Below are 14,867 nucleotides of genomic sequence, written 5' to 3' on the forward strand. Positions count from 1 at the left end.
CCAGGGGGGCCATCAGCGCGGCCGCCCGGGCGGCCGCGCTGAGCGCCGCGAGCGGGCCGCGGCGGTGTCCGGTCCCCATCCGGCGATTGTGCCCGACGCCACCCCGGGGCGCCTCCCGCCGGGCGGTGAACGCCTCCGACAACGATAGCGGGCCGGCCGGAACGGGTTTCCGCAAATGGATCATGAATGGGCCGTCCGATGTCCGGACGGCGACGTTTCGAGTTCGTTGCCGCGTCGTGTCTGCGGCCATTCGGGGGGTGTGGGGCCGGTATTCTATGACCGTCCGTTCCCGCGCCGTGTGGCGCCCGACGTACCCGATGGAAGCAAAGTGACGATCCGCATACAGAAGAAGTCCGCGACCACCGCCAAGGTCATGTTCGTGCTGCCCGACGAGATCCACCCGGGCGCCGTCTCCGCCGTCGGCACCTTCAACGACTGGAAGCCCGGGGTGCACAAGCTGGTCAAGCGCAGCAACGGCACCCGCAGCGTGAGCGTGGAAGTTCCTGCCGGGCAGGAGATCTGCTTCCGCTACCTGGGTGACGGCGGGGTCTGGTTCGACGACCCGGACGCCGAGACCGTCACGCACGAAGGCACTCTCGTCAAGGTCTGAGCCGCCGACCCGACGGGATCGGGCTGCCGCCGGCGCCCGGGTCACCAGGCCCGGGCGCTGCGGAGCAGCCCGATCAACTCCTCGTAGGGACCGACCACGTAGGCCAGATCGCCCGGCCCGAAACGGGTTCCCCGCCGTGGCGGGTGTTCCAGGCGCCCGGCGCCGCCCCGGTCGATCGCAATCACCCGGGCGTTGCGCGACAGCTCGTGCATGGCCAGGCCGACCAGGCCGGTGCCGGTGTCGATCCGCAACCGGCCGACCATGAACGTCCGGTCGGCGACCGGGAAGGACCCCAGCACGTCCAGCCCGAGCGCGGCGCCGACGAACCAGACCGTCGCGACCTCCTCGGTGGACTGCACGTGCCGGAACCCGAAGCGGCGGGCCACCGTCCGGCCCAGGCCCCGGTCGAACACCCGCACCACGACCGGCAGGGTCGGGCCCTGCCCCCAGGCCGGACCGAGCAGATCCCGTACCGCCAGCGCGGTCTCGATGTTGACCATGTCGTTGCCGGTCAGGACGGCCACCGCCGCGGCGTCCGGCACCCTCGCCGCCTCCAGGGTCGACCGGAGCGTCGCGTCGCCGAAGATCACCGGCAGGTCGAGGGCGGCGGCGTCGGCCAGGAAACGGTTGCCGGCGTCGCGTTCGACGATGACGACCCGGTGCCCGGCGGCCAGCAGGGACGCCGCCACCTTGATGCCGAACGAGCCGAGCCCGATCACCACCATGTGCCCGCTGGCGCCGCGCGCGCGCCGGCGGCCGATGCCGTGGTTGAGCCGGCGGCTGATCAGCATGTCGGCCAGGAACGCCATCAGCATGGCCGTGGTCGTGATGCCGGCCAGCATCAGGAAGATTGCCCACATCCGCAGCCACGGATCCTGGTCGACGAAGTTGAAGTCGCCGTACCCGACCGTGGCGACCGTCTCGGTGCTGAAGTAGAGGGCGTCCAGCGCGGACATGCCCGGCAGCCGGTAGCCGCGCCAGAGCACGACGGTGGACACCCCGACCAGCGTGACCAGCGCGATCAGGGCGCGGAACAGGCCGCGGTCGAAGTCGGCGAGCACGCCGGTGACGGCGGCGGTGATGCGTCGCCAGCGGGGATGCGCCGGTGGCGGGGCCGGCGCCTCCACCAGGGTGTCCGGCGGGTGGCCGGCCGCCGCGAACTCGGCGGGCGTGCCGAGCACGGCCGCCCAGTCGTCAGGGGCGATCTCCAGGTCCCGTCCCGGGCCGGCCAGCACCTCGCCGGTGCCGCCGCGGATGACGGCGACCGGGGCCAGGTCGCCGAACCGAGCCCGCAGCGTCCCCGGCCGGTCCACCGGCAGCACGGCCACCCGGAAGTCCTGCTGCTCGATGGGCAGCGGGTGCACCTGCCGGCGCAGGCAGGCGTCGACGATGGCGGGCGCGCTGAGCGTGGCCACGTCCAGCACCGCCCCGGGGCCGCCGTCGGTGGTCAGCGCCTGCCGGATCGCGGTATTGCCCACCTGGGCGACCACCCGCAGCTCGGGATGGTCCTGCCGGGCCAGCAGGGCGATCTGCAGGTTGGTCAGGTCGTCCCCGGTCACGCAGACGATCGCGCGGGCCCGGTCCAGGCCGGCGGCGGCCAGCGTGTCGGCGATCGACCCGGCCGGCGGCACGGTGTGCAGACCCCACTCGCGGGCCAGCGTCGGCAGCTCGGGAGAGGCGAATTGTTCGAGCACGACGACGGTTTCGCCGGCCCGGTACAGCTGCTCGGCGATCCGGCCGCCGATGCCGACCGTGCCGCACAGCACCACATGACCGCCGATCGGCATGCCGGCTCCGTTCCTGATCCCGTCCGAGGCCCGGGCCGCCCGCGAGGGAACGATCCGGTCGGGCCAATTCTCCGGACCACCACCGACACCGCCGCGCCGGCCCCCGCACCGACCCCGGCTTTTGTCCCCAACCCCGAAGTTGTCCACATTCCCGGCCATCCGGGCCCGTCGGGGCACCGGCTCCCGCACAGTGACCGGGTGGCAGCCAAGGACGATCTCGGACGGCGCGGCGAGGAACTTGCCGCCGCACACCTGCAAACCCGCGCGGGGCTGACCGTGCTGAGCCGGAACTGGCGCTGCCCCGAGGGCGAGTTGGACATCGTGGCCACCGACGCGACCGCCGAGACGGTGGTCTTCTGCGAGGTCAAGACGCGCAGCGGGGTGGGGTACGGGACCCCGTTCGAGGCGGTGACGCAGGGCAAACGGCGAAAGTTGCGGCGGCTGGGGCTCCTGTGGCTCAGCGAGAACCGGATCCGGGCCTTCCCGGTGGTGCGCTTCGATGTGGTCGGGGTGTTGCTGCCGCCGGACGGCCCGCCGGTGATCGAGCATCGTCCGCAGGCGTTCTGATGACGCTGGCGCGCACCTGGTCGGTCGGGTTGACCGGGCTGATCGGACAACTGGTGACGGTGGAGGCGGATCTGTCCGCCGGGTTGCCCGGCACGTCGGTGATCGGGATGCCGGACCAGGCGATCGTGCAGTCCCGGGACCGGATCCGGGCGGCCATCGTGAACTCGGGGCACAAGTGGCCCGACCGGCGGATCACGTTGGGCCTCTCGCCGGCGGCGCTGCGCAAGAGCGGCGCCGGGTACGACGTCGCGCTGGCGGTGGCCGTGCTGGCCGCGGCGGGGACGGTGCCGGTGGCGGCCGCCGGTGGGGCGGTGCTGATCGGCGAGCTCGGCCTCGACGGCACGCTGCGTCCGGTGCGCGGGGTGCTGCCGGCGGTCCTGGCGGCCCGGGCGGCCGGCCGGACCCGGGCCGTCGTGCCGCTGGGGAACCTGTCCGAGGCGGCCCTGGCGACCGGGATGACGGTGTGGGGGGCGGCCACCCTGGCCGATCTGGTGGCCAGCCTGCTGGGCGAGAACCACGGCCTGGTCGCCGGTGTCGCTCCCGACCCGGCGCCGCCGGCGGACGGCCCGGACCTGGCCGACGTGCTCGGTCAGGACGAGGCGCGGCTGGCCCTGGAGATCGCCGCGGCCGGCGGGCACCACCTGGCCATGCTCGGGCCGCCCGGCGCGGGCAAGACGATGCTGGCGTCCCGGCTGCCGGGCATCCTCCCGCCGCTGGACGACGAGGAGGCACTGGAGGTCACCGCGGTCCATTCGGTGGCCGGCATGCTCGACGAGCGGACCCCGCTGATCACCCGGCCGCCGTTCGTCGACCCCCATCACTCGGCCACCCAGGCGGCCATCATCGGCGGCGGATCGGGCCAGATCCGGCCCGGCAGCGTGAGTCTGGCCCATCACGGGGTGCTGTTCCTGGACGAGGCGCCGGAGTTCGAGCGGCGGGCGCTCGATGCCCTGCGGCAACCGCTGGAGGAGGGTGCGGTGCTGCTGGCCCGGTCGTCGGGGGTGGTGCGGTTTCCGGCGCGGTTCCAGTTGGTGCTCGCGGCCAATCCGTGCCCGTGCGCGGCGGCGAACGACGCCGATTGCCGGTGCGGGTCGGTGCAACGGCGCAATTACCTGAACCGATTGTCTGGGCCATTGATGGACCGGATGGATATTCGCATCGATCTCCCGGCGTTGCCGCCGTCGATTCTGACGTCGGTCGTGGGGCAGGGCGAATCGAGCGCGGTCGTCGCGCAACGGGTGGCGCTGGCGCGCAAACGGGCGGCCCACCGGTGGCGGGACACACCGTGGCGGAGCACGGCCGCGGTGCCGGGCGCGGTCGTGCGGCGGTGGTGGTCGCCGGGGGAGGCGGAGGGGCAGTTGCTGGAACGGGCGGTGCGGTCGGGCCGGCTGACCGGGAGGGGATTCGACCGGGTGCTGCGGCTGTCGTTGACGGTGGCGGACCTGGCCGGCCGGGACGTGCCGTCGGTGGCGGACGTGGCGACGGCGCTGGCCCTGCGGTGCGGGGAGACGCTGTGATCGAGGGTGGGAGCGGGACCCCGAGCAGTCCGAGCGGGCCGGACGGTCCCGGCGGCGACCCGGCGGTGGACCCGGAGCGGGTGGCGCTGGCCGGGTTGGTGCGGGTGTGCGAGCCGCCGTCGGCCGCTGTGGCGCGGTTCGTGCTGGCGCACGGACCGGCGGCGGCGTGGTCGGCGGTGCTGGCCCGCCGGGCGTCCCGCCCGGTGATCGCCGCGACCGCGGCCCGGGTGGACGGGGTCGATCCCGCCGGGCTGGTCGCGCGGGCGCGGGCCGACCTGGTGGCGGCCGCCCGGGTGGGCGCGCGGCTGATCGGGCCGCAGGACGCGGAGTGGCCGGCGGCGGCCGTGGCGTCGTTCGCCGGGGCGATGGCCCGCGGGGTGCGGGGGTCGGGACCACCGGTCGGTCTGTACGTGCGGGGGCGGCCGTTGGCGCACCTGCCGGACCGGGCGGTGACGCTGGTCGGGTCACGGGCCAGCAGCCCGTACGGGACGCGGGTGGCGGCGGAGATCGCCCACGAGCTGGCCCGGGCCGGGCGGCTGGTGGTGTCCGGGGCGGCGTTCGGGATCGACACCGCCGCGCACCGGTCGGCGTTGCAGGTGGTCCGGTCGTCGACGGCGGTGGCCTCGATTTCGTCCGGGGCCTCGACCGGGGCCTCGACGGCGGCGGTGGGTGGGCCGGCCGGGTCGAGGGCGGGCCGATCGGTGACGGTCGCGGTGCTGGCCTGTGGGATCGACCGGGCGTATCCGGAGGCGAACCGGGAGCTGCTGGACCTGATCGCGCGGTTCGGGTCCGTGGTGAGCGAGTACCCGCCGGGGACGGTGCCCGCGCGCCACCGGTTCCTGGTGCGGAACCGGCTGATCGCGGCGTTCGGGGCGGGCACGGTGGTGGTCGAGGCGGGCCGGCGGTCGGGGACGTTGTCGACGGCGGCGGCCGCGGAGCAGCTCGGCCGGGTGGTGATGGCGGTGCCCGGGCCGGTGACGTCGGCGATGTCGGTGGGGTGCCATCTGCTGCTGGCCGACCGGTTCGCGCAGCTGGTGACCGGTGCCGACGACGTGCTGGCCGCGCTCGGCGGTGCGTCCGGCGCCCTGCGGGCGGTCGGGTCGCCCGGCGACGCGGGGGCGGGGGACGGCGCTGTGCCGGGAGAGGATCCACGGCATCCCACGGACGGGCTGGCGCCGGAGACGGCGCGGATCTACGACGCCTTCCCGGCCCGCGGGTCGGTGGCGGTGCCCGACCTGGTGGTCGAGTCCGGGCTGCCGGTGGCCGCGGTGCTCGGCGCGCTGGCGGTGCTGCAGGTGCACGGCCTGGTCGACCAGGAGGGGCCGCTGTGGCACCGGATCCGCCGGCCACGGTCCTGACGCCGCGGCGAGCGCCGGGCCCGGCCCCGCAGCGGCCGCGTCGCTCGCCGCGGGTGAGCCGCCGCCGCCCGTCGTCGTGCGCCACCGCGGCGGCCCGGGGCGTGGGACGGCATGGGGATGGGGTCAGGTGGGCCGGTTCGGCGGCTGCACCTCGTACAGCCCATCGGCGCTGCGCACGATGATGGTCACCGTGCTGGGCCGGCCGTCGAGCGTGAATGCACAGTCGAACGTGGCGCCGACCTCGACCCGCTGGTTCCGGGGGCAGGTGACGCCACGCACACCGGTCAGGCCGTAGCCGTCCGGCGGATCGTCGGTCAGCACCTGGGTGACCCCGGCGGCGACCCGTCGCTCGTCGAAGATGAGCACCGGACCCGACCGGTCGACCGCCGGGGCGGACGTCGTCCTGGTCGGGGCGGCGACCGCGGTGCCGGCCACCCCGGAGCAGCCGGCGAGCGGCAGGCCCACCAGCAGCACACTCGCCAGGGCCGTGCCCCGGACCGCCCGCCGGCGGCGCCCACCGTCTCCGGCCACGTGAACCCCCTGTCGACGGCTGTCGCCACCACCACCTGAGTCGATACCCTGAACTCGGCCCGATGTCGACCCGGACACGGCGTGGCACTCCCGCCGGGTCGGATCCGGACGGGACGATTCGCACGGACCTGGGAATGAGAGCACCCGACGAAGGGATGTGTGGCATGCGACGAGTCGTCGCGATCGCCAACGGCAAGGGCGGGGTGGGCAAGACCACCCTGACCGCCGGCCTGGCCGGCCAGCTGGCCGCCGGCGGCTCCCGGGTGCTGGTGGTGGACACCGATCCCCAGGCCAATCTCGCGCGTGACCTGGGCTACCCGCCGGGCGACGGCGGCAACCTGTCGCTGGCGATCACCCACGGGCTGCCCCTGGAGGTCGTCCGCGGCGTCCGGGACCGGCTCGACGTGGTCCCGGGCGGCCCCGCCCTGTGGGACGTCCCGCCCGCGTTCACCGCGCGCGGCGCCCGCGGCGCGACGCTGCCGGGCCTGGCCCCGGCCCTGGACAAGGTCAAGCCGGAGGCGGCGGCCGCCCCGGCCGCCCCGGGCGACCCGGCGGACGCGGCCGACTACGACGTCGTGCTGGTGGACACCCCGCCGGGCGAGCCGATCCTGCAGGAGCTGGTGTTCGGCGCCGCCGACTTCCTGATCATCCCCACCCGCTCGGACGAGGCCAGCCTGGACGGCCTGGTCGTGGTCGCCCAGCGGTTCGCGGCGGCCCGGGCCGTCAACCCCGACCTCACCCTGCTCGGCGTGGTGCTGTTCGGCGTGCGCGCCGGCAGCACGCGGATGATCGGCCGGGTCCGCGCCGCGCTCCAGGAGACCCTGGGCGACGCTGCGCCGGTCTTTCCGACCTCGATCCGCTACCTGGAGAGCGCCGCGGTCGACATGCGCAGCCGCGGGCTCCTGCCGCACGAGCTGACCGAGCTGCACCGGATGGACACCAAGACGAGGCTGTCCCGGCTGCGCGAGGGCGAACCGGCCCAGACCAAGGACAGCCTGCTCAGCCGCAACACCTCGGCCGAGGGGTTGGCCGCGGACTACGCGGCTCTCGCCGACGAGGTGCTGGCCGCGATGAAGGCTCGCAAGGGTGGCAGCAAGCCCCGACTGGAGGTAGCGGTATGACCAGGCCGAACCTGGAGGGTCTGTTCACCGGCGCGACGCCGGCCGACCCGCCGATGTCATGGCTCAACGGCACGCCCGCGGCGGAGGCGGAGCCTCCCGCGCCGCCGGCCGGTCCCTCGTCCGCCGCCCCGTCCGGCCCGTCGGCCGCGACCGCCCCGCCGCGCCGGCCCGCACCCGCGGCCGCACCCATCCCGCCCGCGGCGACCGGCCAGCCGACCGGTCTGCTCGATCCGATCGCGTTGGCCGAGCGCTACTTCACGATGATGCAGGCGCTGCTCGATCTGCAGCGGGACGTCGGGATGCGGGTGGCCCAGCAGGTGGCCGCGCTGCCCCCGCTGAACCGTTTCCGGCACTGACCGACGGGGGCGACGGGAGGCCTTGGCCACAGGCCGCGGCCCGCGCTTGACGGTGCAGGTCGGGCCGTCATGTATCGATGGCCGGCGTGGCTGCTCTTCAAGGGCATCAACAGGGCGATTCACCCGATGTCACCGGCCGATGCCCGACCGCGCAGGATGGACCGCCCCGCCCTCCGGCCCCCACCGGGGAGTCGGCGGCCGATGCCCGGCCGCCGTGGGCGTCCGGATGGTGAGCGACGGGCGGGCCGCGTGCCGCAGCACGAGGCCCGCACCCGCCGGGCGCTGCCCGGTCAGCCGCCGGGCCGCTGAACCGTTCCGCCGCCCGGGCCCATGCCCATCCCGCCGGCCGGCGCCTGGCCCGCGGTGACCGTGCCGACCGTGGTCGCGCCGTCGACCGAGCCGCTCGCGGCGAGCCCGCCGGTCGAGTCGCCGCCGGTCGAGCCGCCGGCGGCGATCGTGTAGGTGCTTCCGCCGGTGATGGCGGACGACGAGTACACCAGCGACGAGAATGCCTTCGACGCCGTGAACGAGGCGACCACGGTGCCGTCGGCCGCGACGACGTGCACGACGGTGCCGGCCGGTTGGGTGGAGGTGAGCGTCGCCGCCAGCCACCCCTGGGTGGACGTGGCGTCGGGTGCCTCCGCCATCCCGGAGCTGCCGACGGCCAGGAGCACGCCTCCGGTCACGGTGAACGAGCCGTCCGAGTCCAGGGCGCCGTTCATGTTCTCGGTCGGGCCGTTCACCACGACCGTGCCGCCGCTGATGGTGGCCGAGCCGTTGGAGTCCAGGCCGTCGCCGTCCGCGTTCACCACCACCGTCCCGCCGCCGACGGTCAGCTGGTCGGCGGCGTTGAGACCGTCGTCGGAGCTGGTGACGGTCACGTCACCGCCGTTGATCGTCACGGTGGCGCCCTCGAGGCCCTCGGTGGAGCGGGTGATCGTCACGGTGCCGGCATTGATGACGGTGTCGCCGTCGGCGTGCACGCCGTCGTCACCGGAGGACAGGGTGACCACACCCCCGTCGACGGTCACCGACCCGTTGCTGTGCAGGGCGTCGTCGGACGCGTCCACGGTGACCGTGCCGCCGCCGACCACGACGCTCACGTCGCCCTTGAGCCCCTTGGTCGACGGGTCCTCGGCCGGGCTCGTGCCGCTTCCGCCGCCCGCCTGCACCTGCAGCGATCCGCCCGCCACGACGACGTCGGTGGTGGCGTCGACGCCATCGCCGCCGGCCGTCACGACGATGGCTCCACCCTCGATGGCGACGTAGCCCATGGTGGCGTCCTCGGCGTTGTCGGACGTCAGCCCGTCGCCGCCGGCGGTGACGGTGATCGTGCCGCCGGTGACGACCAGGTAGTCCTTGCCGCGAATCCCGTCGTCGCCGGCGTCCACGGTGATCGCGCCCGACTCGATGACCAGGCCGTCCTTGCCGGTGATGCCGTCCTCGACGCCGTGCACGGTCAGCGCGCCGCTGCCGGTGATGGTCAGGTCGGCGGTGCTGTAGAGAGCGGCGTTCGGCTCGTCGGTGTCGGTGTTGCTGTCGGAAGATCCGGTGTCGGTCAGCGTGTTCTGCGAGCCGTCGGCCAGCTCGACGACGACCGCCTGGGCGTCGGTCACGACCAGCGGCGATCCGGTGGCCGTGGCGATGTCGGCCCCGTCCAGGATGAGGGTCACGACCCCGTCCCCGGCGACGTCGACGACCAGCCGGCCGTCGGTCAGCGTCCCGCTGACCCGGTAGGTGCCGGCCTCGGTGATCGTGACGACGCTGCCGTCGACCGTCACCGCGTCCGAGCTGCTGGACGCGGTCGTCCCGGCCAGGGTGATCGTCTGCTCGGCCTGTCCGGCGGTGTCGGCCACCTCCTCGACGGCCGCGTTCTCGGCCAGGGTCTGGGCCGCGGATTGCCCGGCCGTACCGTCGGACACGGACACTGTCGCGGTCGCCGCCGCGGACGCGGCGGAACTGGCGGTGGTGGCGGTGCCGGCCGCCTGCCCGGCGGCGCAAGCGCCGGTGGCCAGGGTCAGCGACAGCACCAGCGGCAGCAGGAACTTTCGGTTCAGGTATCTCACGATGCACTCCGGAAATAGTCGTTCAGCACGCGGTGCCATTTGTTGGACGGCAGATCCGGGCGCAGCGCGGCCAGCCCGGTGCCGTATTTGGAGATGGGGGCGGGCCGGTGTCCGGCGCGCCAGAGGAGGCGGTCGGCCTCGCAGGGTCGGTTGGTGGCCGTCTTGGTCTCGACGATCGCCACGCCGGCCAGCTCGATCCGGCCGGTGCCGGTCGCCCAGGCCAGATCGGTGTCCACGGTCACCCGGCTCGCCGATTCGGTCAGGAACAGGGTCCGCCGCCGGTAGGTGGTGGTGAGCGTGGGCGCGAGCGAGAGGTCCCAGGTGCCCGGCAGTTCCGCGCCGACGACGACATGGTCGACGAACTCGCGGGCGGCCAGCGGCAACTCGGTGGCGTCGTGCGGGTGGGCCTGGCGCTGCTTGACGGTGTGTCCGCGGTGGTCGCGGGTCTTGACCTCCAGCCAGCATTGGGCGGAGTTCAGGTAGGTCCGGGTGCGGATCTTGAACCGGCGCCGCCGTCGTAACGCCGACTGCCGGAAGCACGCGACGTCCGGCGTGTCGAAATAGTCTGACCGGTAGTCGAAGTCGCGACGTCCGTCGATCTGCAGGACCCGGGCCCGGCCGGCCAGAGCGGCCAGCACGGGGGTGAGCGCGGCGAGCGGCAGCACGTACTTGCGGTCGACCCGGTCCTGCAGGGCGGCCCGGGCCAGCAGCTCATCGAGCTCGATCGGGTCGAAACCGGCGGTGCGGGGCACGGTGTCGGCGATCACCGGACGGCCAGCGTCTCGTGCGCGCCCACCGGGCGGTCGATGCGCCGGCCCTCGTCGGGCGGCAGCTCGTACCGCACCTCGACCGTCGTGGTGTCGTTCACCAGATCCACCCGCTGGCCCACGATCCGGTGGACCCGGGCGCCCAGCACCTGCTCCAGATGGACGCGCAGGGCGGCCTCCTGGGGCCACGCCCGGTCGAGGACCAGCTGCTGGTGCCGGTAACGCCGCAACAGTCGCGGATGGTCACCGAGGTACATGACGGCGAGGATCATCGCCATCAACGACAGGGTGATCCAGTCCGGTGTGGGGGACAGGCCGGCGAGCAGCCCGAGTGCGAGAGCCGAGAAGTAATAGGCAACTTCGTGCTGGCCGAGCTCGGAGGACCGCAACCTGATGATGGAGAGCACCCCGAAGAGGCCGAGCCCGACGCCGGCCGCGATCGCGGTGTCGGCGAGCACGGCCGAGACCGCCAGCACTCCGATGTTCACCACCAGGAACGCGACGAGAAGATCCCGGCGGCGGTGGCGCGGGAAATACAGGCCGAAAACGAGCAGGCCGATGGCCAGCCAATCGGCGGCGAGAATGACAATCTGCGGCACGGGAATTCCTCCAGGTCGGCGCCGCCGAGGTGAATGGCGGGTGAATGCCATGCAAAGGGATGAAGCTGTGGGCCTCCGGTGTGCCGGCCCAGCGTCCGCCACGCGTCGCGCCGCCCGGCCGGCAACCGGGGGTGCGACGATGACCGCATGCGCAGGACGACCGCGGCCATGCGCGGCGAGCTGCCGCCCGCACTGATCGACGTGCTGGACGACTACGAGCTGTTCCTGAGCGCCGAGCGCAACCGTTCCCCGGCGACCGTGGCGGCCTACCTGGCCGACGTGATCTCGCTGCTCGACCACCTGGGCCGGCTGGTCGGTGACCGGGACGCGGAGCTGTCCGAGCTGACCCTGCCGGTGCTGCGCAGCTGGCTCGCCCGGCAGCGCACCACCGGCGCGGCCCGCTCGTCGATGGGCCGGCGGGCGGCCGCGGCCCGCGGGTTCACCGCGTGGGCCCACCGCACCGGTCGGCTGCCCCAGGACGTCGGGGCCCGACTGGTCGCGCCGCGGCCGGACAAGACGCTGCCGGCGGTGCTGCGGACCGACCAGGCCCGCCGGATGCTCGACGCGCCGCCGGCCGCCCCCGGGCCGGTCGCCGACGGTGGGACCGGCGGGGCGGGCGGGACCGACCCGGACACCGGTGCCGCCGACCCGGACTCCGCTGCCGCTGACGCGGCGATCGCGCTGCGCGACCAGGCCATCCTGGAGCTGCTCTACGCCTCCGGGATCCGGGTGTCCGAGCTGACCGGGCTCGACCGGGACGCGGTCGACCGGCACCGGCGGGTCATCCGGGTGCTCGGCAAGGGTGACAAGCAGCGGACCGTCCCGTTCGGGTTGCCGGCCGATCGGGCGCTGGGTGCCTGGCTGGACCGGGGCCGGCCCGCCCTGGCCGGGCGGCAGTCGGGCGATGCGGTGTTCCTGGGCCGCCGGGGCCGCCGCATCGACCAGCGGGCGGTGCGGACGCTCGTGCACCGGCGCACCGCGGCGGTGGACGGCGCGCCGGAGATCGCGCCGCACGGGCTGCGGCACACGGCCGCCACCCACCTGCTGGAGGGCGGCGCCGACCTGCGCACGGTGCAGGAGATGCTCGGGCACGCCAGCCTGGCCACCACGCAGCTCTACACGCACGTCTCGGCCGAGCGGCTGACGGCGGTCTACCGGCAGGCCCACCCGCGGGCGTGAGCCGGGCTGCCCGGCCGGTGCCGGTCAGCCGTGGAACGTCAGGAGCACCCCGCCGACGGACACGACCGCGCCGTCCGCGAGCGGCCCGGCCGGGCCGAGCCCGTCCACCGTGGTGCCGTTGGTCGAACCCAGATCGCGGACCCGCACCCCGTCCGGGTGGTGCGCGATCTCGGCGTGCCACCGGCTGACCCGGCTGTCGGCGAGCCGGATCCGGGCGTCCGGGTGCCGCCCGATCCGCAGGACCGTGCCCGGGGGGACGACCACGATCTGCCCGTCGGGCAGCAGCAGCCAGGGCAGGGCCGGACCGCCGTCGCTGCGGAAGGTGGCCGAGAGGTCCACCTCGGGCGATCGGCCGCCCGCCGGCACCGGCCCGGTGATCGGGTCCGCAGCGCTGCCCGCGTCCGCGGGCCCCAGCCCGGGCGACCGGGTGAGGATGTCCCGCTCCAGCGCGCGCAGCTGGGCGCCGGGTTCCAGACCCAGCTCGTCGTTCAGCACGCGGCGCGCCCGGCCGTAGGCGGCCAGCGCGTCGGCGGTGCGCCCGCCCACCGCCAGCGCGCGCATGAGATGGGCCCAGAGCTGTTCCCGCAGGGGATGTTCGGTGAGCAGCGCACCGGCGTCGGCGGCGGCCTCGGCGGCCCGGCCGACCCCGATGAGCGCGGCGATCCGGTCCTCGCGGACCGACAGGAGGCGGTCGGTGAGCGTCAGCCGATGCCCGTCGAACCAGGCGGTCGACCAGATGCCGGACAGGGCCGGCCCGCGCCAGCGCGCCACGGCGTCGTCGAACGCGGCCAGCGACCGGGCCCACTGGCCGGCGGCCGCGGCCCGCGCTCCCGCGTCGGCCGCGGCCAGGAAGTCGGCGACGTCCAACGTGTCGCACCGCAGCCGGTACCCGCCCGCCTCGGTGCGCAGCAGCGCGGAGCCGGTGCGCGGCTGCCGGCCCGGCTCGAGCAGCCCGCGCAGCGTCGACACATGCTGCTGCAGGCCCTGTTCGGCTCGGGCCGGGGGCTCGTCACCCCAGACCGCGTCGATCAGCAGGGCCGTCCCGGCCAGCCGCGGCGCCTGCAGGGCCAGGCAGGCCAGGATCGCCGCCTGCCGGGCGCTGCTCACCGGCACCGGCCGGCCGTCCACGCTCGCGACCACCGGACCCAGCAGCCCGACACCTAGGATCGTCATCGAGTCACGATCCTGGCAGATCGTGCCCCGGTCCGGTCGAAGCGGAGGGCGCCCATGACGGCCGACGCCGCCGGGCTGGCCGCCGCGCTGCCGGATTACGAGATCGGCGAGCTGCTGGGGCGCGGGCAGTTCGGGCTCGTGTGGGCCGCGCGGCATCGCCGCCTGCTCCGCGCGGCCGCGGTCAAGCAGCTCACGGGCGGGGCCGCCGTCGAGCCGCGCGAGGCCGAACGCTTCCGGCGGGAGGCCCGGCTGCTGGCCGGGCTGGACCACCGTCACGTGGTCCGGGTGTTCGACTACCGGGAGGCCGGTGGGCGGTCCCTGCTGATCATGGAGCGGCTGACCGGGGGCACCCTGGCCGACCGGCTGCACGCGGGGATGGACGCCGAGTCGATCCTGGTCGCCGTCGTCGCCGCGGCGTCCGGGCTGCAGCACCTGCACCGGCAGGGCGTCCTGCACCGGGACGTGAAACCCGCGAACCTGATGTTCGACGGCGGGGGCGTGCTGAAGGTGACCGACTTCGGCACCGCGCGGGGGCAGGACCTGCTCCGCGGCGCGACCGACGTCGTGGGCTCCGCGCCGGCCGACTCCGCGGTGCACCGGGCCGTCACGGCGGAGATCGGCGGTCCGGAGGCCACCGCGGCGGGGGAGTTCGTCGGCACGCCCGGGTTCGCCGCGCCGGAGCAGGCCGCGGTCGCCCTGGGCCTGGCCGCGCCCGCCGTCGGGCCGGCCGCCGACCAGTACGCCCTGGGGGTCGTGCTCTACCAGGCGCTGACCGGGTGCGACCCGCACGCCGTGGACGGTGGGATCGTCGCCGTGCTTGCCCGCCGCGCGACCCAGCCGGCCCGGCCCGTCACCGAGGCGAACCCCCAGGTGCCGCCGGCCTTCTCGCCGGTGGTCATGCGGGCGCTGGAGCGCCGGCCGGCCGACCGCCACCCCTCGGTCGAGGCGTTCGCGCTGGCGCTGTGCGCGGCGGCCGCGGCCACCTGGGGGCCCTCCTGGGCGGCCCGGTCCACCGTGGCGGTGGCCGAGCCCGGGCCGCTCTGGCACGCCGTCCACCCGGTCCGGCCGGGCGTGACCCCGCAGGCCGTCCCGGGGGCCGCTCCAGCGGTCGGCCCGGCGCCCGGACCCGGAGCGGGGGTTGCGCCGGCCGGCCCGGCCGGCCCGGCCGGCCCGGCGAGCGGCCCGCCGCGGCGCCACCGGTGGGTTCGCCGGGTCGCGGTCGGCGCGGTGCCGGCC

Annotated in this window: 15 protein-coding genes; 8 read left to right on the forward strand and 7 right to left on the reverse strand. The window is 75.1% G+C overall.

Features of this window, described 5'->3' with window-relative positions:
- The coding region (locus ACOJUF_RS05525; protein ID WP_420120862.1) for a hypothetical protein at positions 1–184 on the reverse strand (184 nt) is incomplete at its 3' end.
- 144 nt (positions 185–328) lie between these two features.
- Here ACOJUF_RS05525 and ACOJUF_RS05530 point away from each other — a divergent pair.
- On the forward strand, positions 329–610 hold the full coding sequence (locus ACOJUF_RS05530; protein ID WP_420120863.1) for an isoamylase early set domain-containing protein: 282 nt from the start codon (positions 329–331) through the stop codon (positions 608–610).
- A 41-nt stretch (positions 611–651) separates the two neighbouring features.
- On the opposite strand, the gene ACOJUF_RS05535 is transcribed toward ACOJUF_RS05530, so the two are convergent.
- Positions 652–2,397, reverse strand: a complete 1,746-nt coding sequence (locus ACOJUF_RS05535; protein WP_420120864.1) for an NAD-binding protein — start codon at positions 2,395–2,397, stop codon at positions 652–654.
- 198 nt (positions 2,398–2,595) lie between these two features.
- On the opposite strand from ACOJUF_RS05535, the gene ACOJUF_RS05540 reads away from it, so the two are divergent.
- Genes ACOJUF_RS05540 through ACOJUF_RS05550 form a run of 3 tightly spaced genes read left to right on the forward strand, consistent with a single transcriptional unit; the run spans position 2,596 to position 5,839 of the window.
- Positions 2,596–2,964 (forward strand): YraN family protein, encoded by a 369-nt coding sequence (locus tag ACOJUF_RS05540; protein WP_420120865.1) that lies wholly within the window; start codon positions 2,596–2,598, stop codon positions 2,962–2,964.
- Positions 2,964–4,481 carry a YifB family Mg chelatase-like AAA ATPase gene (locus ACOJUF_RS05545; protein ID WP_420120866.1) on the forward strand — a complete coding sequence of 506 codons (1,518 nt, stop codon included), beginning with the start codon at positions 2,964–2,966 and terminating at the stop codon, positions 4,479–4,481. The genes ACOJUF_RS05540 and ACOJUF_RS05545 overlap by 1 nt, the downstream gene beginning before the upstream one ends.
- Positions 4,478–5,839 carry a DNA-processing protein DprA gene (locus ACOJUF_RS05550; protein WP_420120867.1) on the forward strand — a complete coding sequence of 454 codons (1,362 nt, stop codon included), beginning with the start codon at positions 4,478–4,480 and terminating at the stop codon, positions 5,837–5,839. The genes ACOJUF_RS05545 and ACOJUF_RS05550 overlap by 4 nt, the downstream gene beginning before the upstream one ends.
- Positions 5,840–5,962: 123 nt before the next feature.
- On the opposite strand, the gene ACOJUF_RS05555 is transcribed toward ACOJUF_RS05550, so the two are convergent.
- A complete protein-coding gene (locus ACOJUF_RS05555; protein WP_420120868.1) occupies positions 5,963–6,370 on the reverse strand; it encodes a DUF4333 domain-containing protein in 408 nt (135 codons plus the stop codon).
- A 164-nt stretch (positions 6,371–6,534) separates the two neighbouring features.
- Between ACOJUF_RS05555 and ACOJUF_RS05560 the strand changes: the two genes are divergently transcribed.
- Positions 6,535–7,491: a ParA family protein gene (locus ACOJUF_RS05560; RefSeq protein ID WP_420120869.1), complete on the forward strand. Its 957-nt coding sequence runs from the start codon at positions 6,535–6,537 to the stop codon at positions 7,489–7,491.
- The gene (locus tag ACOJUF_RS05565; RefSeq protein WP_420120870.1) at positions 7,488–7,847 is read left to right on the forward strand and encodes a hypothetical protein; all 360 of its coding nucleotides are present in this window, start codon (positions 7,488–7,490) and stop codon (positions 7,845–7,847) included. The genes ACOJUF_RS05560 and ACOJUF_RS05565 overlap by 4 nt, the downstream gene beginning before the upstream one ends.
- A 290-nt stretch (positions 7,848–8,137) precedes the next feature.
- Here ACOJUF_RS05565 and ACOJUF_RS05570 read toward each other — a convergent pair whose 3' ends face one another.
- From ACOJUF_RS05570 to ACOJUF_RS05580, 3 genes are read right to left on the reverse strand one after another with little or no spacing between them, the layout of a single operon-like run.
- Complete coding sequence (locus ACOJUF_RS05570; protein ID WP_420120871.1) at positions 8,138–9,913, reverse strand: carbohydrate-binding domain-containing protein; 1,776 nt, start codon at positions 9,911–9,913, stop codon at positions 8,138–8,140.
- A complete protein-coding gene (locus tag ACOJUF_RS05575; RefSeq protein WP_420120872.1) occupies positions 9,910–10,680 on the reverse strand; it encodes a polyphosphate polymerase domain-containing protein in 771 nt (256 codons plus the stop codon). The genes ACOJUF_RS05570 and ACOJUF_RS05575 overlap by 4 nt, the downstream gene beginning before the upstream one ends.
- Positions 10,677–11,279: a DUF4956 domain-containing protein gene (locus ACOJUF_RS05580; RefSeq protein WP_420120873.1), complete on the reverse strand. Its 603-nt coding sequence runs from the start codon at positions 11,277–11,279 to the stop codon at positions 10,677–10,679. The genes ACOJUF_RS05575 and ACOJUF_RS05580 overlap by 4 nt, the downstream gene beginning before the upstream one ends.
- Before the next feature lie 147 nt (positions 11,280–11,426).
- Here ACOJUF_RS05580 and ACOJUF_RS05585 point away from each other — a divergent pair, with 147 nt between their 5' ends.
- Positions 11,427–12,458: a tyrosine recombinase XerC gene (locus ACOJUF_RS05585; protein ID WP_420120874.1), complete on the forward strand. Its 1,032-nt coding sequence runs from the start codon at positions 11,427–11,429 to the stop codon at positions 12,456–12,458.
- Positions 12,459–12,482: 24 nt separating this feature from the next.
- Here ACOJUF_RS05585 and ACOJUF_RS05590 read toward each other — a convergent pair whose 3' ends face one another.
- Positions 12,483–13,631: a BTAD domain-containing putative transcriptional regulator gene (locus ACOJUF_RS05590; protein WP_420120875.1), complete on the reverse strand. Its 1,149-nt coding sequence runs from the start codon at positions 13,629–13,631 to the stop codon at positions 12,483–12,485.
- Between the two features lie 54 nt (positions 13,632–13,685).
- Between ACOJUF_RS05590 and ACOJUF_RS05595 the strand changes: the two genes are divergently transcribed.
- On the forward strand, positions 13,686–14,867 hold a 1,182-nt coding region (locus ACOJUF_RS05595), incomplete at its 3' end, for a serine/threonine-protein kinase (RefSeq protein ID WP_420120876.1).

Source organism: Nakamurella sp. (assembly GCF_048594475.1).
GTDB lineage: Bacteria > Actinomycetota > Actinomycetes > Mycobacteriales > Nakamurellaceae > Nakamurella.